At 56.9% G+C, this 25951-nt stretch carries 17 protein-coding genes; 13 read left to right on the top strand and 4 right to left on the bottom strand.

The genetic code is table 11. From position 1 onward, the window contains the following. Positions 1-137 precede the first annotated feature (137 nt). Both murB and birA read left to right on the top strand, forming a co-directional pair. Positions 138-1166, top strand: coding sequence for a UDP-N-acetylmuramate dehydrogenase (murB, locus tag IM299_RS22310; protein ID WP_193358114.1), 1029 nt, complete (start codon positions 138-140; stop codon positions 1164-1166). Continuing rightward, positions 1163-2125 carry a bifunctional biotin--[acetyl-CoA-carboxylase] ligase/biotin operon repressor BirA gene (gene birA, locus IM299_RS22305; RefSeq protein ID WP_041911845.1) on the top strand — a complete coding sequence of 321 codons (963 nt, stop codon included), beginning with the start codon at positions 1163-1165 and terminating at the stop codon, positions 2123-2125. The genes murB and birA overlap by 4 nt, the downstream gene beginning before the upstream one ends. A gap of 191 nt (positions 2126-2316) precedes the next feature. On the opposite strand, the gene bcsG is transcribed toward birA, so the two are convergent. From bcsG to bcsE, 3 genes are read right to left on the bottom strand one after another with little or no spacing between them, the layout of a single operon-like run. Next, a complete protein-coding gene (gene bcsG, locus IM299_RS22300; RefSeq protein ID WP_193358113.1) occupies positions 2317-3996 on the bottom strand; it encodes a cellulose biosynthesis protein BcsG in 1680 nt (559 codons plus the stop codon). Next, complete coding sequence (gene bcsF / locus IM299_RS22295; protein ID WP_072201618.1) at positions 3989-4183, bottom strand: cellulose biosynthesis protein BcsF; 195 nt, start codon at positions 4181-4183, stop codon at positions 3989-3991. Before bcsF ends, bcsG begins: the two co-directional genes overlap by 8 nt. Beyond that, positions 4180-5742: a cellulose biosynthesis c-di-GMP-binding protein BcsE gene (gene bcsE, locus IM299_RS22290; protein WP_048957438.1), complete on the bottom strand. Its 1563-nt coding sequence runs from the start codon at positions 5740-5742 to the stop codon at positions 4180-4182. Before bcsE ends, bcsF begins: the two co-directional genes overlap by 4 nt. Positions 5743-5916: 174 nt before the next feature. Between bcsE and bcsR the strand changes: the two genes are divergently transcribed. The 9 genes from bcsR (at position 5917) to IM299_RS22245 (ending at position 21781) form a co-directional block, all read left to right on the top strand. Then, entirely contained in the window at positions 5917-6105 is a 189-nt protein-coding gene (gene bcsR / locus IM299_RS22285; protein ID WP_028014761.1) for a cellulose biosynthesis protein BcsR, read from the top strand. A gap of 11 nt (positions 6106-6116) precedes the next feature. Next, complete coding sequence (gene bcsQ / locus IM299_RS22280) at positions 6117-6869, top strand: cellulose biosynthesis protein BcsQ (protein WP_028014760.1); 753 nt, start codon at positions 6117-6119, stop codon at positions 6867-6869. Continuing rightward, entirely contained in the window at positions 6866-9481 is a 2616-nt protein-coding gene (gene bcsA, locus IM299_RS22275) for a UDP-forming cellulose synthase catalytic subunit (protein WP_048957439.1), read from the top strand. Before bcsQ ends, bcsA begins: the two co-directional genes overlap by 4 nt. A 10-nt stretch (positions 9482-9491) precedes the next feature. Continuing rightward, complete coding sequence (gene bcsB, locus IM299_RS22270) at positions 9492-11912, top strand: cellulose biosynthesis cyclic di-GMP-binding regulatory protein BcsB (RefSeq protein WP_049000466.1); 2421 nt, start codon at positions 9492-9494, stop codon at positions 11910-11912. Positions 11913-11918: 6 nt separating this feature from the next. Beyond that, a complete protein-coding gene (gene bcsZ / locus IM299_RS22265) occupies positions 11919-13025 on the top strand; it encodes a cellulose synthase complex periplasmic endoglucanase BcsZ (protein WP_047363559.1) in 1107 nt (368 codons plus the stop codon). Next, positions 13007-16489 (top strand): cellulose synthase complex outer membrane protein BcsC, encoded by a 3483-nt coding sequence (bcsC, locus tag IM299_RS22260; protein WP_193358112.1) that lies wholly within the window; start codon positions 13007-13009, stop codon positions 16487-16489. The genes bcsZ and bcsC overlap by 19 nt, the downstream gene beginning before the upstream one ends. A 119-nt stretch (positions 16490-16608) precedes the next feature. Further along, entirely contained in the window at positions 16609-18615 is a 2007-nt protein-coding gene (gene hmsP, locus IM299_RS22255; protein WP_028014755.1) for a biofilm formation regulator HmsP, read from the top strand. A 159-nt stretch (positions 18616-18774) separates the two neighbouring features. Next, on the top strand, positions 18775-20061 hold the full coding sequence (locus IM299_RS22250) for a dicarboxylate/amino acid:cation symporter (protein ID WP_028014754.1): 1287 nt from the start codon (positions 18775-18777) through the stop codon (positions 20059-20061). 226 nt (positions 20062-20287) lie between these two features. After that, on the top strand, positions 20288-21781 hold the full coding sequence (locus tag IM299_RS22245; protein ID WP_041911852.1) for a pitrilysin family protein: 1494 nt from the start codon (positions 20288-20290) through the stop codon (positions 21779-21781). A 47-nt stretch (positions 21782-21828) separates the two neighbouring features. Here IM299_RS22245 and IM299_RS22240 read toward each other — a convergent pair whose 3' ends face one another. Continuing rightward, positions 21829-22758 carry a sugar kinase gene (locus tag IM299_RS22240; protein WP_193358111.1) on the bottom strand — a complete coding sequence of 310 codons (930 nt, stop codon included), beginning with the start codon at positions 22756-22758 and terminating at the stop codon, positions 21829-21831. Positions 22759-22987: 229 nt separating this feature from the next. On the opposite strand from IM299_RS22240, the gene pdeH reads away from it, so the two are divergent. Beyond that, positions 22988-23761 carry a cyclic-guanylate-specific phosphodiesterase gene (gene pdeH, locus IM299_RS22235; RefSeq protein WP_041911854.1) on the top strand — a complete coding sequence of 258 codons (774 nt, stop codon included), beginning with the start codon at positions 22988-22990 and terminating at the stop codon, positions 23759-23761. A gap of 65 nt (positions 23762-23826) precedes the next feature. Beyond that, positions 23827-25869: an AsmA family protein gene (locus tag IM299_RS22230; protein ID WP_193358110.1), complete on the top strand. Its 2043-nt coding sequence runs from the start codon at positions 23827-23829 to the stop codon at positions 25867-25869. Positions 25870-25951 lie beyond the last annotated feature (82 nt).

Raw genomic sequence — 25951 nt, 5'->3', positions numbered from 1 at the left:
GGAACTGCCAGGCATCAAATAAGTGAAGAGGCCATCCGAAAGGATGGCCTTTTTGCGTTTCTGCGCTGCACAAACAGATCCCCCAACGCCCTGCTTATACGGTAAACTACCTGCGTTTTTGCATCAGGATAGCGTCTATGAACCACTCCCTTAAGCCCTGGAATACCTTTGGCATTCAACGTAATGCTAATCAAATTGTACGTGCCGATACTGCACAGCAGCTGCTGGATGCATGGCAAAGCGCAACAGAAAATAACGAACCCGTACTGATTCTGGGCGAAGGAAGCAATGTCCTGTTTCTCGACGATTTCGCGGGAACGGTGATCGTTAACCGCATCATGGGCATTGGTGTGGAAGAGCATGCCGATAGCTGGCATCTGCACGTGGGGGCCGGAGAAAACTGGCATCAGTTGGTGCAATTTACCCTCGAAAAAGGGATGCCGGGTCTGGAAAACCTGGCGCTTATACCAGGCTGCGCCGGATCGTCACCCATCCAAAACATCGGTGCCTACGGCATCGAACTGAAACATGTCTGTGAATATGTCGACTGCATCGAACTAGCGACCGGAACGGCTAAGCGCTTAACGGCAGAACAGTGTCGGTTTGGCTATCGTGACAGTATCTTCAAGCATGAATATCAGGATCGCTACGTGATTGTCGCCGTGGGCCTGCGTCTGCCAAAGAACTGGCAGCCGGTGCTGACCTATGGCGATTTAACGCGTCTCGATCCGGCAACCGTCACTCCCCGCGATGTATTTGACTCAGTTTGCCATATGCGAATGACCAAACTTCCCGATCCGAAAGTAAACGGAAATGCAGGAAGCTTCTTCAAAAATCCGGTTATTAGCAGCGAAAATGCAAAAGCCTTTCTTGAAGGATGGCCCACTGCGCCACATTATCCTCAGGCAGATGGCAGCGTGAAGCTGGCCGCTGGCTGGCTGATCGATCAATGCCAGTTAAAAGGCACGTCCGTAGGTGGCGCTGCCGTTCACCAGCAGCAGGCTCTGGTACTGATTAATCAACGCGATGCGACCAGCGATGATGTTGTACAGCTGGCGCATTATGTTCGTCAACGTGTGGGCGAAAAGTTTAACGTCTGGCTGGAGCCAGAAGTCCGCTTCATTGGCCGCACAGGTGAAGTGAATGCCGTGGAGACCATTACGTGAAGGACAATACCATTCCGTTAACCCTGATTAGCATCCTTGCTGACGGGGAGTTTCACTCTGGCGAACAGCTGGGCGAGCAGCTGGGCATGAGCCGTGCCGGCATTAACAAGCATATCCAGACGCTTCGCGACTGGGGCGTCGATGTGTTCACGGTGCCGGGAAAAGGCTACAGCCTGCCGGAGCCAATTCAATTGCTGAATGAAGATGTCATCCGCAGCCAGCTTGAACACGGCAACGTTGCGGTGCTGCCGGTGATTGATTCGACGAACCAGTACCTTATGGATCGGCTGAGCGAACTCTCATCCGGCGATGCCTGTGTTGCTGAATACCAGCAGGCCGGTCGTGGCCGTCGCGGTCGCAAATGGTTCTCGCCATTTGGCGCCAATCTCTATCTGTCCATGTACTGGCGTCTGGAGCAGGGGCCTGCCGCAGCCATTGGCCTGAGTCTGGTCATTGGTATCGTCATGGCGGAAGTGCTGCACGATCTGGGTGCCGATCGGGTCCGCGTTAAGTGGCCAAACGATCTGTACCTTAACGATCGTAAACTTGCCGGTATTCTGGTCGAACTGACGGGAAAAACCGGTGATGCGGCGCAAATTGTTATTGGCGCGGGCCTCAATATGGTGATGCGTACTGTCCAGGATGATGTGGTGAATCAGGCCTGGACTAATCTCCAGGAGGCGGGGATTGTTATCGATCGTAACACCCTTGCCGTGCGCATGATTAAAGAGCTGCGCAGTTCACTCACGCTTTTTGAACAGGAAGGCCTGGCACCGTTCCTGTCTCGTTGGGAAAAGCTGGATAACTTCATCAACCGTCCGGTGAAGCTGCTGATTGGTGATAAAGAGATTTACGGCATTTCCCGCGGTATTGACGCACAGGGCGCGCTGCTTCTGGAGCAGGATGGCGCGATCAAGCCCTGGGTGGGCGGTGAGATTTCCCTGCGAAGCGCCGAATAGCCGGATGGAGTAAACGATGCGAAAATCCGTCTGCGCTACCCTGGCATTTAACGATGGGGCAGCCTTCCGGAGAGCCCGAAATCACCTCTAAAGACGACGATTCGGCAAGTCTGAAAATACAGGTGTGGATTTCAGCGCAATAATGACGCACTGACTATCCCCTCTCCCCTGTGGGAAGAGGGGGAAATCAGTTACTGCGGATACGGTACCCAGTCTCCGCCGTTCAGGCGAACGTACGGTTTGTTCTGATACTGAATCACCACCGCGTTGGCGTTCTCGGAGACTTCTGCCGTTTGCGGCAGGTTGCTGGTGAGCTGATCCCAGTTCACGCTATCTTCCACAAACAGCTTCCCGTCAACGGCGCGGGCAACCAGTTCTGAAATCGCCAGATAGCTGCTTGGCTGGGTAATCTCAATTGGTGCGCCCTGGTGCGGTGCCTTCATACCAAAGAATTTAATGCCTGCAGGCACGTTGGTAATGGACGGGCTTGGGATATCGCGCAGACCGGATACCTGCATTCTGTCGCCTTTCAGCGCGCCACCGTGCTCAGGTACCACGACCACCATCACTTTACGGCCAGATTTTTCCAGCTCCGTGAAGAACGCGTCCAGCTCGTCGAAGAATTTCTGCGCCCGCACTTTGTAATCCGCCGTTTTACTCACCCCCGGGAAGTGGTTACCGTCGTGAAGCGGCAGGGTGTTATAGAACGTTGCACTGCGCGGATTACTGTCTTTTTCGATGGTCTGCAGCCAGCGCTGCAGCACGGAGGTATCGTCATAAACCGGCGAGCCATCGAAGCCCAGCAGCGTAACGGGAAGACCGGTTTGATCCATCAGTGGCGCCTGCATGCCTCCCTGTTCACGTACCTCTTTCAGGAAGTTACCGAACTGACCGTTATGCCCTAGCATCAGGTGCTGCGTAAAGCCCAGCTTCGCGAGATTATCGAACAAATAACACTGGTTGCCAGCGGGTTGATACAGGTTTTTATGCGATTCCTGACCGCAGCTTGCTCGCAGCAGGCGGATTGCCGCCGGGCCGCTGTATGAGGTGGCAGAGTTAAAATCTTTAAACTGGATGTCAAAGTGGGACCACAGCGGGTGAGACATCAAACCGGCGGCATCCACGTCAGCCCAGGAGAGGGAACAGATGTTAATCACCAGCAGCTCAAACGGCTGTGCATCGGCTGGCAGCGCATCCGGGAATTTCGTCTGTCGCTTATCTTCAGCGGTATAGAAGCTGGAGAGCCAGGCATTAAGATTGGTGGAGGTCGGCGGTGCGGTCTGAGTTGGAATATCGCCCACCACCGGCGTATCGCCTGCCGTTGTAACGGTAGCCGCTGCGCTTCCTCCCGTCGTGGTCACCGTTGTCGTCGGCTGGCCAGCAGGCCACAGCGAAAAGCTTGGCCCCGCCAGCGTCAGCACGTTAAGCCAGATCATAATGGCGACGACAAACACCGTGACGCGGATCCACTGAGACAGGAACAGCCAGGCAACCAGCAGGACAAAGACGGCGCCAATCATCTGCCAGTTAATGAAACGCTCAACCAGGTCAAGCATATAGTCTGCGCTGAAGCCCGCGACCTGCGATCCCTGGCTCATTATGCTTTCCGGACCAGGCAGCCAGGTATCGTGCCAGAACAGCGCAAAGCCGATGGGGATGGCCACCCAATGGCGTAAACGATGCAGCCTGATGTTCGGCAGAGGCATCAGCAGGAAGGCCATAAACACCAGGTTAAGCAGGGGATGGAAATTCAGATAACCTGCCCAAAGCAGGCCAAACTTCACCAGAAAGTAGAAGTTCCAGCCGGAAAGGCCGCGCCAGTATTGCCAGAGCGGCGAGGGTGACGAAGCGGTATAGGAAGAATTAGTCATGTTTACGGTCTGCCTTGACGTGTGATGCCCGTGTCAGTGTTCCGGCTGGTTTTACATAGCGAGGTTTTACAAACATCACTCTGGCCGTATCACGGATACGGCGTATGGAATGGCGTGCATAGTAGCCAAGCGGGAAAAAGATAAGCGCGCAGAATACGACCAGTTGGATGATATCGCTGATATTCATGATGGTGCGTTCTCCCCGTTCTCAGTTAATAAGCGAAGGGGTTCCGGAACCCGACGCCAGACATGTCCGTCATGTCTGGCATTGAGGATCGGTTTTACATCGCTCGTGATTGCGAGCGGTTTAACCCATTGTTCAGGCTGGAGAGCGCGCATTTGCACCAGCTCTGCGCTAATAGCATTATCTTCGAACCAAATCATACGGTTCGAGAAAATATCCCCGGTAGGCAGGGGGAAGATGTGGTTAAGCGCGGTATCAAGATCGTTGACCCGGCAAAACGACAAAAACAGCACCAGGCGATTGTCGCCAATGGTCATGATGTCCCCTGTACGGTTCGGGCGACACAGGGTGAGCGCCTGCTCAACGCGAATGCCCGGGACCGGCCGCAGGGCAACCATAACCCCTTTCCCGTCCGCCGGAAGTAACGTGTTGCTCATCATGTTGCCGACGGCATCGCAGAACGTATCCCATTTCTGGTAGCCACGCAGCTTCATCGGCTGGGTCATGGAGAGCAGCGTGGAGATATCTTCCGGTACATGGCGGCTGAACTGCTGACCCTGAACGCTTTCAATAAGCGTCAGGCAGCGTGACAGTGGCGCATTCCAGGGGATAACCATATTTGCCCCGCAGCCCAGAAGCAGACGCTCATCGGTAGCGCGCAGGCTGGTATTATTTTCGCGCACCACAATTTTTAACGCGCTGCCGCGCTGGCGGCGCAGGGTGTGAATTTGTCTCGCCAGCGTTTCAATTTGATTATTCTGCATCAACGAGAAAACGAGGGTGGCTGCCTGGGTGGTGCGGGCTTCATGAAAAAGCGCTTCGTTAGACTCAAACAGTGACCAGTTTTCCGAAAGCGCGGGCGCGCCCTCTAAAACCGCAATATGGCTCAGGATGCGCTTTTCATCGCTGCGCGGCTGCACCACGGTTTCTTCCTGCTGTGCCAGGTGCCATTTCCCCTCAATATGTTTAAGAGTCAGCTGTTGCCTGGCGCTCACGCCCTTTTCATTGCACCAGAAGGCAATATCGTAGAGATAGCTACCTGCCTGGTCACGAAGACTTGCCAGTCCGAACAGGGAGCGATATTCGCCCATCAAAAGTGAGAACAGCTTGTCATTATTACTGCCGGGGTTGACGACCAATAGCGTGCAATTTTGAAACTTTGCCCATTTATTGATTTTTTCCAGCCACGACAGCAGTTTTTCAGCAGGAATATTTTGCAGTATGTTATTTGCACATTTAAGAATCACTAAATAGTGATCCGGATCTATAGAGCACTGAACGTCGCGGGACAAAAAGTATAGACTATCCGCTTCCGCTGACATAGAAAACAAACGTACTTTCTGGGGGCCGCTGTCGCTTTCGAGCGTAATTATTTTCTTAGGCTCTTCGCCCATGCTAATGACGGCCACGCGGGAATCCTTATCCTGAGCGGCAATTGTCTGGTTTACCAGGCTGATAGCGTCTTCATTACGATCCGTATTAATCCACCAGACTCCACCGACTGGCATGTGGCTCAATTCGTCCCATAATGACTGGATGCCAATAGAAAATATGGAGTCCACGATGTCCCTCTTTTCGTCTAATTTGCCTGTATCTCAGTTTACTAGCGAAAGCGTAGAAATAAACCTAACATTGAAATTAAAGAACATCAGATTTAGCATGTAAATGAAATTTGTCAGGGCAGGATGCCCCGCAACTTCCGAGCGTGCGATTTTCCTCAAAGGGATGGAATAAGAATGGATAATAACGAACCTGCAACCCCAGTCGACTCGACTCTGGGTTACACATTCCAAAACGATTTTCTGGCGCTGGCGCAGGCCTTTTCTCTACCTGAAATAGATTACACCGATATTTCCCAGCGGGAACAGTTGGCTGCTGCTATTAAACGCTGGCCGTTATTAGCTGAATTCGCCCATCAACATTAAGGGAGCCATTGATGGCCATACTCGGATTACAGGGCGTCCGTGGCGGTGTGGGTACCACATCTGTTACCGCGGCGCTGGCGTGGTCATTACAGCTTTTAGGTGAATCGGTGCTGGTGATTGACGCCTGCGCCGATAATTTGCTGCGTATGTCGTTCAACGTCGATTTCACTCGCGAAGAGGGCTGGGCCCGCGCGCTGCTTGATGACAAAGACTGGCGGGATGCGGGGCTACGCTATACCTCCCAGCTGGATTTACTGCCTTTTGGCCAACTGACCACCACAGAACGCGAGAATGAAGCCGCCTATCAGCGTCTGTTTTCGCAGTTTACGCTTGCGCTGCAGAGCCTGAAAGAAAAGGGGCACTACCAGTGGATCCTGCTGGATCTGCCGCACGGCGCCGGGACGCTGACCCGGCAGCTCATCGCCCAGTGCGATCATGTACTTTCCGTGGTGAACGTCGATGCGAACTGCCATATTCGCCTGCATCAGCAAGGGCTGCCTCAGAACGCACATCTCCTGATTAACGATTTACGTATCGGTAGCCAAATCCAGGACGATCTCTATCAGGTGTGGCTGCAAAGCCAGCGCCGCCTGCTTCCCATTGTGATTCATCGGGATGAGGGGATGGCGGAATGCCTCGCCTCCAAGCAGCCGCTGGGTGAATACCGCAGCGACTCGCTGGCAGCAGAAGAGATCCTGACGCTGGCGAACTGGTGTCTGCTGAACTTCGCCAGCAAGGCGGAGCCTGCTGGGAGTTCGGTATGAGTCGACTCGCCAGCTGGCTTCTCATCCCGCCGGTCAGTTCGCGTTTGAGCGACCATTACCGGCACTTTCGCCGGCATGGTGCTCCGGCATTCAGCGCCGCGCTCGGCTGTTTCTGGCTGATTCTGGCCTGGACGTTCGTTCCACTCGAGCACCCGCGCTGGCAGCGCATCCGTGCGCGTCACGGCGAATTATACCCACACATTAACCCCGACCGACCACGGCCTTTGGACCCGGCGCGCTATCTTATTCAGGCCGTCTGGCTGGCAATATCGTCATCCCGAACGGAGAAAATAACGCCGCACTGGCGCAGCTATTCCCGCGTACAGCAGTTACGTGAACGCTATCACCAGTGGCTGGATAAACTGCCCGCTAGCGTCAGCGATAAGACCAGCCATCTGGATAACCATAAAGAGCTTGGGCATCTCCACCCAGGCTTGCGGCGTTTTATTCTCGGCGTGATTGTCGTGTTCTCGCTCATTCTGGCGCTGGTCTGTATTACGCAACCTTTCAACCCGCTGGCGCAGTTCATCTTCCTGATCCTGCTGTGGGGCGTGGCGTTGCTGGTTCGTCGTATTCCGGGCCGTTTCTCGGCGCTGATGCTGATTGTGCTGTCGCTGACGGTTTCCTGCCGCTACATCTGGTGGCGTTACACCTCAACGCTGAACTGGGACGACCCGGTCAGCCTGGTGTGCGGTCTGGTGCTGCTGTTTGCTGAGACCTACGCGTGGATTGTGCTGGTGCTAGGCTATTTCCAGGTGATCTGGCCGCTCAACCGCCAGCCGGTTCCGCTGCCTAAAGACACCACGCAGTGGCCGACCGTCGATCTCTTCGTCCCGACCTACAACGAAGACCTGAGCGTGGTGAAAAACACCATCTATGCCGCGCTGGGCATCGACTGGCCGAAAGATAAGCTCAAAGTCTGGATCCTGGATGACGGCAACCGTCCGGCGTTTCGCCAGTTTGCGGAAGAGGTCGGCGTTGAGTACATCGCCCGCCCGACTCACGAGCACGCGAAGGCCGGGAATATCAACAACGCCCTGAAGTATGCTTCCGGGGAGTTCGTCTCGATTTTTGACTGTGACCACGTGCCGACGCGCTCGTTCCTGCAGATGACCATGGGCTGGTTCCTGAAAGAGAAAGAGCTGGCGATGATGCAGACGCCGCACCACTTCTTCTCGCCGGACCCGTTTGAACGTAACCTTGGCCGCTTCCGCAAAACCCCGAACGAAGGCACGCTGTTCTATGGGCTGGTGCAGGACGGGAACGACATGTGGGATGCCACCTTCTTCTGCGGCTCCTGCGCGGTTATCCGCCGTAAGCCGCTGGATGAAATCGGCGGAATTGCCGTTGAAACGGTAACGGAAGATGCGCATACCTCGCTGCGCCTGCACCGCCGCGGCTATACCTCTGCCTACATGCGTATTCCTCAGGCCGCCGGTCTGGCGACGGAATCACTCTCGGCGCACATCGGTCAGCGTATTCGCTGGGCGCGCGGTATGGTGCAGATTTTCCGCCTCGATAACCCGCTGATAGGCAAAGGGCTCAAGCTGGCGCAACGTCTCTGCTACGTCAACGCCATGTTCCACTTCTTGTCCGGCATCCCGCGGCTGATCTTCCTGACCGCGCCGCTGGCGTTCCTGCTCCTTCACGCCTATATCATTTACGCCCCCGCGCTGATGATTGCGCTGTTCGTTCTGCCGCACATGATCCACGCGAGCCTGACGAACTCGAAGATTCAGGGCAAATACCGGCACTCCTTCTGGAGTGAAATCTACGAAACGGTGCTGGCGTGGTACATCGCGCCGCCGACGATGGTCGCGCTGATTAACCCGCACAAAGGGAAATTCAACGTCACCGCGAAGGGCGGTCTGGTGGAAGAAGAGTACGTCGACTGGGTGATCTCCCGCCCGTATATCTTCCTCGTGCTGCTGAATATTGTCGGCGTGATCGCCGGTATCTGGCGCTACTTCTACGGCCCGGAAAACGAAATCCTGACCGTCTTTGTAAGTATGGCCTGGGTGTTCTACAACCTGATTATCCTCGGCGGCGCGGTGGCGGTGTCGGTAGAGAGTAAACAGGTTCGTCGCGCGCATCGCGTTGAAATCTGCATGCCTGCGGCGATCGCTCGTGAAGATGGTCACCTCTTCTCCTGTACGGTGCACGACTTCTCTGACGGTGGCCTGGGGATCAAAATCAACGGCCAGGCGAAAGTGCTGGAAGGGCAGAAGGTTAACCTGCTGCTTAAGCGCGGTCAGCAGGAGTATGTCTTCCCGACGCAGGTTGTGCGTGTGGCAGGCAGTGAAGTGGGTCTGCAGCTGATGCCGTTGACCAAAAAGCAACACATTGATTTTGTGCAGTGTACGTTTGCCCGTGCGGATACATGGGCTCTCTGGCAGGACAGCTTCCCGGAAGATAAACCTCTGGAAAGCCTGCTGGATATTCTGAAGCTGGGGTTCCGTGGCTATCGTCACCTTGCAGAATTTGCCCCGTCGTCGGTGAAATTAATTTTCCGGTCACTTACTTCGCTGGTTTCCTGGGTCGTGTCGTTCATTCCTCGTCGTCCCGAGCGGGATGAGACGAAGCAGGCGGACCCGGTTATGGCTCAACAATGATGATAACGCGATGAAAACAAAACTTTCCTGGTTATGTGCAGTGGCAATGGGAGTGAGTGCACTTCCCGCAACAATGGCTAACGCAGCACCCGGTAACGCAGCGGCGACGCCTGCGCCGACGGTCCCTGTCGTCGCGCAGGCAACCGATCCGGTTGTTACGGCGGCACCCGGTCAAACAGAGAACATCATTCCGAACCAGCCAACGGAGGGGAACACCCTGCCGGCCGAGAATCCGGTCATCGGGCAGGTGATGCCGGGCGTGCGGGGGGCTAACGCGCCCGTTGTCGCGGATAATGTGCCGTCGCGGGACGTGAAGCTGACCTTCGCGCAAATTGCGCCGCCGCCGGGCAGCATGGTGCTGCGCGGCGTCAACCCTAACGGCAGCATTGAATTTGGTATGCGCAGCGATGAGGTTGTTTCAAATGCGGTACTGAACCTTGAATACACCCCGTCGCCATCCCTGCTGCCGACGCAGTCTCAGCTGAAGGTCTACCTGAACGATGAACTGATGGACGTTCTGCCGGTGACCAAAGAGCAGCTGGGTAAGAAAACACAGGCGCAGGTGCCGATTAACCCGCTGTTCATCACCGACTTTAACCGTATCCGTCTGGAGTTTGTTGGTCACTACCGCGATGTCTGCGAAAACCCCGCCAGCAACACGCTGTGGCTGGACGTCGGGCGTAACTCCTCGCTGCAGATGACCTACCAGCCGCTGGCGCTGAAAAACGATCTGTCGGCGTTCCCGGTTCCGTTCTTCGACCCGCGTGATAACCGTCCGCTCACGCTGCCGATGGTGTTTGCATCATCCCCTGACGTGACCGAGCAGCTGGCGGCGACCATTGTGGCCTCCTGGTTTGGCTCCCGCTCCGGCTGGCGCGGTCAGAACTTCCCGGTGATGTATGACAAAATGCCGGACAGGAACGCGATTGTCTTTGCAACCAACGCGAAGCGTCCGGGCTTCCTGCGCGACCACCCGGAAGTCAAAGCGCCAACCATTGAGATGGTAAGCCACCCGGATAACCCGTACGTGAAGCTGCTGGTGGTCTTTGGTCGTGATGATAAAGATCTGGTCCAGGCCGCGAAGGCGATTGCTCAGGGCAACGTCCTTTTCCGCGGCAACAGCGTGGTGGTGGACGAAGTTAAGCCGCTGCTGGCGCGTAAACCTTATGACGCGCCAAACTGGGTGCGTACCGACCGCGCCGTGACGTTTGGTGAACTGAAAACCTATGAAGAGCAGCTGCAGGCCTCCGGCCTTGAGCCATCGCCGATTAGCCTGTCGCTGAACCTGCCGCCGGATCTGTACCTGCTGCGCACCAACGGCATTGATATCAATCTCAACTACCGCTATACCGCGCCGGCGACGAAAGACAGCTCGCGCATGGATATCAGCCTGAACAACCAGTTCCTGCAATCGTTCAGCCTGCAAAGTACCCAGGACACCAACCGTCTGATGCTGCGCCTGCCGGTGCTGCAGGGGCTGCTGGACGGAAAAACGGACGTCTCTATTCCGGCGCTGAAGCTTGGCGCGATCAACCAGCTGCGTTTTGATTTCCAGTACATGAACCCTATGCCTGGCGGTTCGGTGGATAACTGCATCACCTTCCAGCCGGTACAGAACCACGTTGTGATCGGCGATGAGTCGACCATCGACTTCTCGAAGTACTACCATTTCCTGGCGATGCCGGATCTGCGTGCCTTTGCTAACGCGGGCTTCCCGTTCAGCCGCATGGCCGATCTCTCTGAATCCATTGTGGTGATGCCAAAAGCGCCAAACGAAGGTCAGGTGACGACCCTGCTCGACACCATGGCAACCGTAGGCGCGCAAACCGGATTACCGGCAGTTAACGTCACGTTGACGGATGATGGCAGTCAGATCCAGAACAAAGATGCGGATATCATGGTGATCGGCACCATCCCGGACAAGCTGAAGGATGAAAAACGTATCGATCTGCTGGTGAAAGCCACCGAGTCGTGGGTTAACACGCCGCTTCGCCAGACCGAGTTCCCAAGCATTATGCCGGACGTGAACGACCGTAAGGCCAGCGCGCAGACGGCCGTAACCTCTCAGGGGGCGATGGCTGCGGTGGTGGGCTTCCAGTCTCCTTACAACGATCAGCGTAGCGTGATAGCCCTGCTGGCGGACAGCCCGCGCGGCTATGAACTGCTGAATACCGCGATGAACGACAGCGGCAAACGTGCCGCGATGTTTGGTTCTGTGTCGGTGATCCGCGAGTCCGGCGTCAATAGCCTGCGCGTGGGTGATGTGTATTACGTCGGCCATCTGCCGTGGTTCGAGCGCCTGTGGTATGCGCTGTCGAACCATCCGGTTCTGCTCGCCATCCTGGCTGCGGTCAGCGTGGTCTTGCTGGCATGGGTGCTGTGGCGTCTGCTGCGCATCATCAGCCGTCGTCGCCTTAACCCGGATGAGTAAGACGTGATGAAAGCCTTTCGCTGGTGTGTAGTCGCAGCGTTGATGCTGGCGGCGATCCCTCTTCGCGCCGCCTGTACCTGGCCTGCCTGGGAGCAGTTTAAAAAGGATTACATCAGCGAGGGCGGGCGCGTCATCGATCCGAGCGACACGCGCAAAATTACAACGTCGGAAGGGCAAAGCTATGCGTTGTTCTTTGCCCTGGCCGCTAACGATCGCAAGGCGTTTGACCAGCTGCTGACGTGGACGCGCGATAACCTCGCCAGCGGCAATCTCAACGATCGTCTGCCCGCCTGGCTCTGGGGACAGAAAGACAAAGAAAACTGGGGGGTGATTGATACCAACTCCGCCTCAGATGCCGATGTCTGGATTGCCTGGTCGCTGCTCGAAGCGGGCCGGTTATGGAAAGACCCGGACTATACCCAAACGGGCAAGGCACTCCTAAAACGCATTGCCAGCGAGGAAGTGGTGAAAGTGCCGGGGCTCGGCTCAATGCTGCTTCCCGGTAAAGTCGGTTTTGCCGAAGAAAACGCCTGGCGCTTTAACCCCAGCTACCTTCCTCCACAGTTAGCGAGCTATTTCACCCGCTACGGCGCCCCGTGGACCACGCTGCGTGAAACCAATCTGCGGCTGCTGCTGGAAAGCGCGCCGAAGGGATTCTCGCCGAACTGGGTGCAGTATCAGAAAAACAAAGGCTGGCAGCTACAGCAGGATAAAACGCTGGAAGGGGGCTATGACGCCATCCGTGTCTATCTTTGGGTGGGCATGATGAGCGATAAAGATCCTCAAAAAGCCCGGCTGCTGACGCGCTTCCAGCCGATGGCGGCAAAGACAATCAAACAGGGCGTGCCGCCGGAGAAAGTGGATGTAGCGACGGGTAAACACACCGGCAATGGCCCGGTCGGGTTCTCTGCCGCGATGCTGCCGTTTTTACAGCAGCGCGATGCCCAGGCGGTTCAGCGCCAGCGCGTGGCAGATCATTTTCCCGATAACAATGCCTACTACAGCTATGTATTGACTCTTTTTGGTCAGGGATGGGATCAGCATCGTTTTCGCTTCACCGCTAAGGGTGAATTAATACCGGATTGGGGCCAGGAATGCGCAAGTTCACAGTAAATCTACTCACTCTATCGCTTGGGCTGGCACTGATGCCGCTGGCGCAGGCCGTTAACTCTCCGCAGCAGAAACAGCTGCTGGAGCAGGTTCGGCTGGGCGAATCGACCCATCGCGAGGATTTGGTTCGTCAGTCGCTCTACCGTCTTGAGCTGATCGATCCGAACAACCCTGACGTCATTGCCGCCCGCTTTCGCTACCTGCTGCGCCAGGGCGATAACGCCGGAGCGCAAAAAGAGCTGGACCGCCTGAAGGGGATCGCCCCTGACTCCGGCGCGTACCAGTCCTCACGCAATACCATGCTGCTTTCCACCCCGGATGGTCGCCAGCAGCTTCAACAGGCGCGCTTACTCGCTACGACAGGGCACACGCAGGAGGCGATTGCCGCCTATGACAAGCTCTTTGACGGCAACCCGCCGGGCGGCGACGTGGCGACGGAATACTGGAATGTGGTGGCGAAAGATCCTGCCCGTCGCGCTTCGGCCATCAACCAACTGAAAAAAATAAACAGCAGCAGCCCCGGGAATACCCAGCTCCAGACGACGCTGGCCCAGCTTCTGTTCCAGAGCGGACGCCGTGATGAAGGCTTTGCGGTGCTGCAGGAGATGGCTAAATCCACCGGCGGCCGCGGCCAGGCCTCTGACATGTGGTATGAGCAGATCAAAGACCAGCCTGCCAGCAGCGCCAGCGTCACCGCGCTGCAAAAATACCTGACCGTCTTCAGCGACGGCGATAGCGTCGCGGCGGCGCGCGCCCAGCTTGAGGCACAGCAAAAGCAGCTCGCTGACCCGGCGTTCCGCGCGAAAGCGGAAGGGCTGGCGGCAGTGGATGCCGGGCAGGGGAGTAAGGCGGTGGCGGAGCTGCAAAAAGCCGTCAGCGCCAACCATGCCGACAGTGAAGCGGTGGGGGCTCTGGGGCAGGCCTATTCCCAGAAAGGCGACCGCGCCCGCGCGGTGGCACAGTTTGAAAAGGCGATTGCCCTTGATCCGCAGAGCGATAACCGCGGGAAATGGGACAGCTTGCTGAAGGTTAACCGCTACTGGCTGCTGATCCAGCAGGGGGATGCGGCGCTGAAGGCGAATAACCCGGCGCAGGCGGAGCGTTACTATCAGCAGGCGCGCAACGTCGACAATACCGACAGCTATGCGTTGCTGGGGCTGGGAGATGCCGCCGCCGCGCGTAAAGATAACGACGCGGCGGAGCGTTATTACCGCCAGGCGTTACGTATGGACAGCAGCAACAGCAATGCGGTTCGCGGCCTTGCCAATGTTTACCGCGCGCAGTCCCCGGAGAAAGCCTCGCAGTTTATCCAGTCTCTCTCCGCCAGCCAGCGCCGGAGTATTGATGATATTGAGCGTAGCCTGACTAACGAGCAGCTTTCCGCCCAGGCAGAACAGCTGGAGAGTCAGGGGAAATACGCTCAGGCGGCAGACATTCAGCGTCGCCGTCTGGCACTCTCGCCCGGTGACGTCTGGATAACGTATCGTCTCTCGCGCGATCTCTACAGCGCGGGCCAGCGCAGCCAGGCGGATACCCTGATGCGCCAGCTTGCCAGCCAGAAACCGTCTGACCCGGAGCAGGTGTATGCCAACGGGCTCTACCTGTCCGGAAACGATCAGGACCGGGCCGCGCTGGCGCATCTGAATACCCTGCCGCGCAGCCAGTGGAACGGCAACATTCAGGAACTTGCCGACCGTCTGCAAAGCAATCAGGTGCTGGAAACCGCCAACCGCCTGCGCGACAGCGGCAAAGAGCAGGAGGCGGAAAATCTTCTGCGTCAGCAGCCTGCCTCCACCCGCATCGACCTCACGCTGGCGGACTGGGCGCAGCAGCGTGGCGATCTGAACGCGGCGAAAACGACGTACAGCGCCGTCCTGCAGCGTGAGCCGCAGAACGAAGACGCGATCCTCGGTTTGACCGAAATTTACAGCGCGGAAGGTAACAAAGATGCCGCCCGTGCAGAGCTCGCGAAACTGCCCGCCGCGCAAAACGGCCAGCCGCTGTCGCTCAATATGCAGCGCCGGATCGCGATGGCGCAGGCAGGTCTGGGCGATTCCGCTGCCGCAGAACAGACCTTCAGCAAAATCATTCCGCAGGCTAAATCACAGCCCGCCTCCATGGAAAGCGCACTGGTGCTGCGTGATGCTGCCCGCTTCCAGACGCAAAACGGCCAGCCGCAGCAGGCGCTGGAGACGTATAAAGATGCGATGGTGTCGTCCGGCATCACCACGACGCGTCCGGTGGACAATGACAGTTTCACCCGTCTGACGCGCAACGATGAAAAAGATGACTGGCTGAAGCGCGGCGTGCGCAGTGACGCCGGTGATTTGTACCGTCAGCAGGATGTTAACGTCACGCTCCAGCACGACTACTGGGGCTCCAGCGGCACGGGCGGCTATTCCGACCTGAAAGCGCATACCACCATGCTCCAGGTGGACGCCCCGCTCTCTGACGGGCGCATGTTCTTCAGAAGCGATCTGGTCAACATGGACGCCGGCACCTTTGATAACAATAACGGAACTTACGACCCTAAGTGGGGGACCTGCTACGACACGCCGTGTAGCGGCAACACCAGCCAGAGCGACAGCGGCGCCAGCGTCGCCGTTGGCTGGCAGAATAAAACCTGGGCGATGGATATTGGTACCACGCCAATGGGCTTTGACGTCGTCGACGTGGTGGGCGGTATCAGCTACAGCAGCGATTTAGGCCCCATCGGCTATACCGTCAACGCCCATCGTCGGCCTATCTCCAGCTCTCTGCTGGCGTTCGCCGGGCAAAAAGATACCAATACCGGCACCACCTGGGGCGGCGTGCGCTCGACCGGCGGCGGGGTAAGCATCAGCTATGACAAAGGCGAGGCGAACGGCGTCTGGTCAAGCCTGAACGCGGAAACGCTGACCGGTAAAAATGTGGAAGATAACTGGCGCGTCCGCTGGATGACGGGTTATTACTACAAGCTCATTAATAAAAACAACGAGCGCCTGACGGTCGGCGTCTCCAATATGCTCTGGCACTACGATAAGGATCTGAGCGGCTATTCCCTCGGTCAGGGCGGCTACTACAGCCCGCAGGAGTATGTCTCCTTCGCGCTGCCGGTGACCTGGCGTAAGCGTACGGAAAACTGGTCCTGGGAGCTGGGTGGCTCGGTGTCCTGGTCCCACTCCAAAACCAAAGACGAGCTGCGTTACCCGATCCAGAGCCTGATCCCGACCGATGAGCCAGGCCGCTATACCGACCGTGGCGCGATGGAAACCGGCAGCTCCTCCTCCGGGACGGGTTATACCGCGCGGGCAATTATCGAACGCCGGGTTACCTCCAACTGGTTTGTGGGCATGGGCGTGGATATTCAGGAAGCGAAAGATTACACCCCAAGCCATGCGCTAATTTATGTGCGCTACTCTGCTGCAGGCTGGCAGGGCGATATGGACTTACCGCCGCAGCCGCTTATTCCTTACGCGGACTGGTAATCGGATTTTCCTTAATCCATTTGTAAGTCTCTCTTAATAGCGCGGCAATCGGGTATACTCAGGCGCGCCAGGTTTACACCCTGGCGAGCCCTGCGCTTCGAGTTTTGTGGAGAGTCATTTTGCGTGTCAGCCGTTCCTTAACGATCAAACAAATGGCGATGGTCTCTGCCGTCACTATGCTGTTTGTACTGCTCTTCTGCGTAATTTTGCTGTTTCATTCCGTACAGCAGAATCGCTATAACACGGCTTCGCAGTTAGAAAGTATCGCCCGCTCGGTGCGCGGCCCGCTCTCCGCCTCGATCCTGAAAGGGGACATTCCCGAAGCGGAAACCATCTTAAAACGCATTCAGCCTGCCGGCGTCGTTAGCCGCGCCGATGTCGTCTTACCCAACCAGTTCCAGGCGTTGCGGATGAGTTTTATCCCGGAGCGTCCCGTCCCGATGATGGTGATGCGCCTGTTTGAGCTGCCGGTGCAAATTTCTCTGCCTCTCTATTCGCTGGAACGTCCTGCCAATCCGCAGCCACTGGCCTACCTGGTTCTGCAAGCGGACTCGTACCGGATGTATAAATTCGTCATGAGTTGGGTGGTTACGTTAGTGACCACTTGCTTACTTATGACCCTGATCATCAGCGTAGCGCTGACGTGGTGTATAAACCGCCTCATTGTTCACCCGCTGCGCCGTATCGCCCGCGAGCTGAATGGGCTTTCGCCGCAGGATCAACTGGGGCACCAGCTTGAGCTGCCGCGTCTGCATCAAGACGATGAGATCGGTATGCTGGTGCGCAGCTACAACCTCAACCAGCAGCGCATCCAGCGTCATCAGGATGAGCTAAACAACAGCGCCACGCGCTTCCCGGTGTCGGAGCTACCTAATAAAGCGTTTCTGATGGCAATGCTGGAGCAGACCGTTGCGCGGCAGCAAACCACGGCGCTGATGGTGATTGCCTGTGAAACCCTGCAGGACACGGCGGGCGTGCTCAAGGAGAGCCAGCGTGAAATGCTGCTGCTGACGCTGGTGGAAAAGGTGAAGTCTGTCCTTGCCCCGCGCATGGTGCTGACCCAGGTCAGCGGTTACGACCTGGTGGTGATTGCCAACGGCGTGAAAGAGCCGTGGCACGCCATCACATTAGGTCAGCAAGTACTTACTGTCATAAATGAGCGGCTGCCCGTGCAGGGCATCCAGCTTCGTCCGAGCGCCAGTATCGGTATCGCCATGTACTACGGTGATTTAACGGCGGAGCAGCTGTACCGCCGCGCATTCTCGGCGGCGTTTACCGCCCGGCGCAAAGGGAAAAATCAGATCCAGTTCTTCGACCCGGAGCAGATGGAAAAGGCGCAGCAGCGCCTGACGGAAGAGAGCGATATCCTGACCGCGCTGGATAACCGTCAGTTCGCCCTCTGGCTACAGCCGCAGGTGAATTTACAGACGGGGGAAGTGAAAAGTGCCGAGGCGCTGCTCCGCCTGCAGCAGCCGGATGGCTCCTGGGAGCTGCCGGAGGGGCTGATTGAGCGCATCGAATCCTGCGGCCTGATGGTCACCGTTGGCTATTGGGTACTGGAGGAGTCCTGCCGCCAGCTTGCCGCCTGGCAGGAGCGCGGCGTAACGCTGCCGCTGTCGGTCAACTTGTCTGCCCTGCAGCTTATGCATCCGACGATGGTCTCCGAGATGCTGGAGCTGATCCACCGCTACCGGATCAAGCCTGATACGCTGACGCTGGAAGTGACGGAGAGCCGGCGCATTGACGATCCTAACGACGCGGTGGCCATCCTGAAGCCGCTGCGCAATGCCGGCATTCGCATCGCGCTGGACGATTTTGGTATGGGGTACGCCGGGCTGCGCCAGCTTCAGCACATGAAAGCCCTGCCGGTGGACGTGCTCAAAATCGATAAATCGTTTGTCGACGGGCTGCCGGAGGACAGCAGCATGGTGCAGGCCATCGTCCAGATGGCGCGCAGCCTCAAGGTGCACCTTATTGCCGAGGGGATTGAAACCGAAGCGCAACGCGTCTGGCTGGCAGAGGCGGGCGTCGAGAGCGGCCAGGGCTATCTTTTTGCCCCCGCGGTGCCGCCGGATGTCTTCGAGCAGCGATACCTTTCTGGCGCTGACCATAACGCAAAAGTGTAATTTTGTTGCTGGCTTGTGCGAGCCAGTTCAAAGTTCTTAACATTTGTGTTTCAAATTTGAACCGGGTTTATTTCTGTCCTGTTATACGGGTGTTATTTTAGAGCCGCAGGTTAACCATAACCTTACAAAGCCTGTGGTTTTTCTTCCCAAGGACACCCTATGAAAACCTCACTCTTCAAAAGTCTTTATTTCCAGGTCCTGACAGCCATCGCCATCGGTATTCTGCTGGGTCACTATTACCCTGAGCTGGGCGCGCAAATGAAACCGCTTGGCGACGCGTTCGTTAAGCTCATTAAAATGGTCATCGCCCCGGTGATCTTCTGTACGGTGGTAACGGGCATCGCTGGCATGGAAAGCATGAAGGCGGTGGGCCGTACCGGTGCAGTGGCGCTTCTCTACTTTGAAGTGGTCAGTACCCTTGCGCTGATTATTGGTCTGGTCATCGTCAACGTGGTACAGCCTGGCGCGGGTATGAACGTTGATCCCTCTACGTTGGATGCCAAAGCGGTTGCGGTCTATGCCGAACAGGCGAAGGATCAGGGCGTGGTCGCCTTCCTGCTGGACGTCATCCCTGGCAGCGTCATCGGCGCCTTCGCCAGCGGAAACATTCTGCAGGTGCTGCTGTTTGCCGTGATGTTTGGCTTCGCCCTGCACCGTCTGGGCAGCAAGGGCCAGCTTATCTTCAACGTGATTGAAAGCTTCTCGCAGGTCATCTTTGGCATCATCAATATGATCATGCGCCTGGCGCCGATCGGTGCCTTCGGTGCGATGGCCTTCACCATCGGCAAGTATGGCGTTGGCACGCTGGTGCAGCTGGGTCAGCTGATCATCTGCTTCTACATCACCTGTATTCTTTTCGTGGTGGTGGTGCTGGGCTCCATCGCCCGTGCGACAGGCTTCAGCATTTTCAAATTCATCCGCTACATCCGTGAAGAGCTGCTGATTGTTCTGGGGACCTCCTCTTCAGAATCGGCGCTGCCGCGTATGCTCGACAAGATGGAAAAGCTGGGGTGCCGTAAATCGGTGGTCGGCCTTGTGATCCCGACGGGGTACTCCTTCAACCTTGACGGTACCTCGATATACCTGACGATGGCGGCCGTGTTTATCGCCCAGGCGACCAACAGCCATATGGATATTTTCCATCAAATCACCCTGCTGGTGGTGCTCTTGCTCTCGTCTAAAGGGGCTGCGGGCGTGACGGGCAGCGGCTTTATCGTGCTGGCGGCCACCATTTCTGCGGTGGGGCATCTGCCGGTGGCGGGTCTGGCACTGATTCTTGGTATTGACCGCTTTATGTCTGAGGCGCGTGCCCTTACCAACCTGGTGGGTAACGGCGTGGCCACGGTGGTGGTCGCGAAGTGGGTGAAAGAGCTGGATCACAAGAAGCTCAACGATACGCTGAATAATCGCGCGTCTGATAGCAAAAATCCTGGTTTAACCTCCTAATCTTGTCACAATTGCCCGCATTCCCTTGTCGGGATGCGGGCTCCTGCGCATAATAACTGTTCATACCTGTCATAATTCGACAAGATTTTTTTTGGGTATATTTCACTTCGGACCGTGACGTTTTGCCGAACGCGCGGTCTAATCGACGTGTTTTCATCGTCATCTTTTAGAGTGCAGCGCGTCGCGAGACACTCTTTTTAACCAGGAATGTTGATCAGGGGTTCACATGCAGGGCACAAAAATTCGACTCTTAACCGGCGGTTTGCTGATGATGGCAGCAGCCAGTTATGTGCAGGCAGATGCGCTCCAGCCAGACCCGGCCTGGCAACAAGGCACGCTAGCGAACGGTTTTCAGTGGCAGGTGTTATCTACTCCACAGCGTCCCAGCGATCGTATTGAAATCCGTCTGTCCGTAAATACCGGCTCCCTTACGGAAAGCACTCAGCAAACCGGTTTTAGCCATTTTATTCCCCGTCTGGCGCTCACGCAGAGCGGCAGCTTGCAGGCAGTACAGGTGCGTTCGCTGTGGCAACAGGCCATCGATCCGAAACGCCCCCTTCCTCCGGCTGTGGTCTCCTATGACTACACCATGTTTAACCTGAGCCTGCCAAATAACCGTAACGACCTGCTTAAAGAAGCCCTTACCTATCTCTCCGATGCCTCTGGCAACCTGGCGATTACGCCAGACACCGTGAACTATGCGTTGAGCAACGGCGACATGGTGGCGACCTGGCCTGCGGATACCAAAGAGGGCTGGTGGCGTTACCGTCTGAAAGGCTCAACGTTGCTGGGGCACGATCCGGCAGAGCCGCTGAAGCAGCCGGTGGACGTCGAACAGGTAAAATCGTTCTACCAGAAATGGTACACCCCGGACGCGATGACGCTGATCGTCGTCGGCAATGTGGATAGCCGCGCGGTGGTTGAGCAGATCAACAAAGCGTTTGGCGATCTGAAGGGCAAACGTGAAACGCCAGCCCCTGTCCCGACGCTCTCTCCGCTGCGCGCCGAGCCTGTCAGCATTATGACGGACACCGTGCGCCAGGACAGGCTCTCCGTGATGTGGGATAACGCCTGGCAGCCTATTCGCGAGTCTGCGGCGCTGCTGCGCTACTGGCGTGCCGATCTGGCGCGTGAAGCGTTGTTCTGGCACGTTCAGCAGACGCTCAGCAAAAACAACGTGAAGAACATTGGCCTTGGCTTTGACTGCCGCGTGCTGTTCCAGCGTGCGCAATGTGCCATTAACGTTGAATCGCCGGGCGATAAACTGAATGCGAACCTGGGTGTGGTGGCGAAAGAGCTGGCAAAAGTGCGTAAAGAGGGGCTCTCTGAAGAGGAGTTCAACGCTCTGCTGGCCCAGAAAAAACTGGAGCTGCAGAAACTGTTTGCCACCTACGCTCGCGCCGATACCGACATTCTGATCAGCCAGCGGATTCGCTCCCTGCAGAATCAGGTTGTCGACATTGCGCCTGAGCAGTACCAGAAGCTGCGTCAGGACTTCCTGAACGGTCTGACTGTGAATATGCTGAATCAGGATTTACGTCAGCAGTTGTCGCAGGATATGGCGTTGATCCTTCTGCAGCCGAAAGGCGAGCCGGAATATGACATGAAGGAACTTCAGAAGACCTGGGATTCCATTATGGCCACCGCGTCGCAGCCGGCGCAGGCTGCAACGGCTGATGATCTACACCAGGACGCGTCGGATATTCCGCAGGGGCAGTAACCCCCTCACGCTGACCCTCTCCCCTTTGGGGAGAGGGTTAGGGGAAACTAAACAGGCATCGCCTCGCGCGGAATAATCGCCCCGCGATACTGAATCACGGTGCTGGCCGTCAGGTGCCCACGCTGTGCCGACGCTTCCGGCGTTCCCCCCGTCAGGCGTACCGCCAGGTAGCCCGCGCTGAAGGAATCCCCCGCCGCGGTGGTATCAATCACTTTCTCTTTGTCCAGCTTCACCGCAGGGACCTCAATCACCGCTTCACCCGCAATCGCGACCAGGCACGACTCCGCGCCGCGCTTAATCACCACTTCGCTCACGCCTGCTGCGTGCGTGCGGGCAATCACGTCCTCAACCGGCTTTTCACCCCACAGGGCGTCTTCATCATCGAGCGTCAGGAAGGCGATGTCCGTGCACTGCAGCATCTGCTGATAAACCTGCTGCGTCTCTTCGCGGCTGGCCCACAGGCGCGGGCGGTAGTTGTTATCAAAAATCACCTTCCCGCCGTTGGCGCGGCATTCGCGCAGCAGCGAGAGCAGCTTTTCGCGGCTGGTCGGGCTTAAAATCGCCAGGCTAATGCCGCTCAGATAGAGATAGTCAAACGTCGCCAGCTCTTCGCAGATGGCCCCAGCGGCGTCGCTCTCCAGCCAGAATTTGGCCGCGGCTTCGTTACGCCAGTAATAAAACGTGCGTTCGCCGGTGCTGTCAGTTTCGATGTAGTACAGTCCAGGCAGGCGGTTTTCCATACGCTGTATAAGCGAGGTGTCAACATGCTCACTTTGCCAGGCTTCCAGCATCTGCTGGCTGAAGCTGTCCGTGCCGAGGGCGGTGACGTAGTTCACGGTGAGTGCCTCAGGCGCAACCTGACGGGCAATGTAAACCGAGGTGTTTAACGTATCGCCACCAAATCCGCGGCTGACTTCCGCGCCTTTTTGTGACAGCTCAATCATGCATTCGCCAATCACGGCAATTTTTTTGGACATAGTCGTGAACCTGAACAGAAGAATTTTCAGCAGTGTGCGCCGAGTGAATTAGATGGTCAACTATATTAAAACGGTGTTCCATTATTTTATTTGAGCCAGCGCGTGTTCCGGCAAATTTCTGTCATCTTAATTTCATTTTCACGGTGAATTGAACATAAAGTTCTCAATTATCGCGCCGATAATCCTGTGACGAGTCCAGAAAGGCTATCCCAACAACAGGACATCTGAAATGAAGTCAGAGCAGGTTATCCAGCGGCTGAGCACTACGCCTGAGGCAAGTATTGAGAACTTGCAGGAGCATCGCTACTGGCTGCAATGTGAGCGCGCGTACACCTGGCAGCCGATCTATCGAACGGACGGTCGGCTGATGGCAATTGAGATTTTGACCGTCGTTACGCATCCCTCAAACCCTACTCAGCGCATCGCGCCGGATCGCTATTTTGCCGAAGTTGCCGTTCGCCAGCGTCTGGACGTGCTGGAAGAGCAGCTCCGTATGCTGGCGACGAAACAGGCCTTTTTCGAGCAGCATACGATCCTCGCCTCGGTGAACGTGGATGGCCCAACTCTGCTGGCGCTGCGTCAGAACGCGAAGCTGCAGGAGCTGATCGCCACCCTGCCGTGGCTGCGCTTTGAGCTGGTGGAGCACGTGCGCCTGCCGCAGGATTCCTCGTTTGCGTCAATGTGTGAATTTGGCCCGCTGTGGCTGGATGACTTTGGCACCGGTATGGCGAACTTCTCGGCCCTCAGCGAAGTGCGCTATGACTACATCAAGGTGGCCCGCGATCTGTTCATCATGCTGCGCCAGACCCCGGAAGGGCGGAATCTGTTTACGCTGTTATTGCAGTTGATGAATCGCTATTGCCAGGGGGTGATCGTTGAAGGCGTGGAAACGCTGGAAGAGTGGCGTGATGTGCAAAACTCTCCCGCAGCGGCGGCGCAAGGCTATTTCCTCTCTCGCCCCGTGCCGATGGATCTCCTCGAAAGCGCCAGAACGACCCTCTGATAACCCCGTTTCCCTTTGTCTGGACTATAGTTTTACAGGACAGGTCATCAGGAAAGGGGATAACAATGACAAAAACAACCAGGGTCATTTCCTGGATTACAGGGATTTTCTTGTTGTTGATCGTGATCGTCGTCATCATTATCGCGACGTTTGACTGGAACCGCCTTAAGCCGACCATCAACCAGAAAGTCTCAACTGAGCTGAACCGTCCCTTCGCCATTCGTGGCGATCTGGGTGTGGTATGGGAGCGTCAGAAAGAGGAGAGCGGCTGGCGAAGCTGGATCCCCTGGCCGCACGTCCACGCCGACGACATTATTCTCGGCAACCCGCCGGATATCCCCGAAGTGACCATGGTGCATCTGCCGCGCGTGGAAGCCACGCTGGCGCCGCTGGCGCTCCTGACCAAAACCGTCTATCTACCGTGGATCAAGCTCCAGCAGCCCGATGCGCGCCTGATCCGCCTCTCTGAAAAAAACAATAACTGGACGTTTAACCTTGCCAGCGACGGCGAAAAAGATCCGAATGCCCAGCCCTCTTCGTGGTCATTCCGTCTGGACAATATTCTTTTCGATCGCGGGCGGATCGCCATCGACGATAAGGTCAGCAAGGCAGACGTGGAGATCCTGGTCGATCCGCTGGGTAAACCGCTGCCGTTTAGCGAAGTCACGGGCAATAAAGCGAAAGGCGATAGCGCCAAAGCGGGTGATTATGTCTTCGGCCTGACGGCAAAAGGGCGCTACAACGGCCAGCCGCTTAACGGGAAAGGGAAAATCGGCGGCATGCTGGCGCTCCGGAGCGAAGGCACGCCGTTCCCGGTGCAGGCGGATTTCCGCTCGGGGAATACGCGCGTGGCGTTTGTGGGGACGGTCAACGATCCGATGAACATGGGGGGCGTCGACCTGCAGCTCAAGTTCGCCGGTGACTCGCTTGGCGAACTGTATGAACTGACCGGCGTACTGCTGCCGGATACCCCGCCGTTCGAAACGGACGGGCATTTGGTTGCCAAAATTGATACCGAAAAATCGTCCGTTTTTGACTACCGGGATTTCAACGGCCGCATCGGCGACAGCGATATTCACGGCTCGCTGACCTACACCACCGGAAAACCACGGCCAAAACTGGAAGGGGATGTCGAATCCCGCCAGCTGCGTCTGGCCGATCTTGGCCCGCTGATAGGCGTGGATTCGGGCAAAGGGACAAAGTCAAAAGAGGTTAAAAAGGACGTTCAGCCTGCGGGAAAAGTGCTGCCTTACGATCGCTTTGAAACCGATAAGTGGGACGTGATGGATGCGGATGTGCGCTTCAAAGGGCGCAAGATTGAGCATGGCAGCACGCTGCCGCTGAGCGATCTCTCGACGCATATCATCCTGAAAAATGCCGACCTGCGCCTGCAGCCGCTGAAGTTTGGCATGGCGGGCGGGACGATTTCCTCCAACATTCACCTGGAAGGCGATAAAAAGCCGATGCAGGGGCGGGCGGAGATCCAGGCGCGTCGATTGAAGCTGAAAGAGCTGATGCCGAACGTGGAGCTGATGCAGAAAACCCTCGGTGAAATGAACGGCGATGCGGACATTCGCGGGGTGGGGAATTCCGTGGCGGCACTGCTGGGCAGCGGCAACGGTAACCTGAAACTGCTAATGAACGACGGTCTGGTCAGCCGCAACCTGATGGAGATCCTGGGGCTAAACGTCGGTAACTTTATCATCGGGCAAATCTTTGGCGATGACGAGGTGCGGGTGAACTGCGCGGCGGCGAATGTGGATCTGGTTAACGGCGTGGCGCGTCCGCAGATTTTTGCCTTCGACACGGAAAACGCGGTGATTAACGTGACCGGTACCGCCAGCATGGCCTCCGAACAGCTGGATTTGACCATCGATCCGGAAAGTAAGGGGATTCGTATTATTACCCTGCGCTCGCCGCTTTACGTGCGTGGGACCTTCAAAAATCCGCAGGCGGGCGTCAAGCCCGGGCCGCTGATTGCGCGTGGCGCGGTGGCCGCAGCCCTCGCGACGTTGGTCACCCCGGCCGCCGCGCTGCTGGCGTTGATTTCGCCGTCAGAAGGCGAGGCGAATCAATGCCGGACGATTTTGTCGCAGATGAAGAAGTAACGCCTTTCTCCCTCTCCCTGTGGGCTGAGGGATCCCCAGTAATATGGTCATGCCTCCATGACCATATTACTGTACTCTTTTC

The sequence above is a fragment of the Enterobacter cloacae complex sp. P47BA genome (assembly GCF_014930485.1).
Classification (GTDB): domain Bacteria; phylum Pseudomonadota; class Gammaproteobacteria; order Enterobacterales; family Enterobacteriaceae; genus Enterobacter; species Enterobacter bugandensis.
The sequence above is the reverse complement of the archived record's forward strand: the minus strand, read 5'-3'. Positions and strand labels throughout refer to the sequence as shown.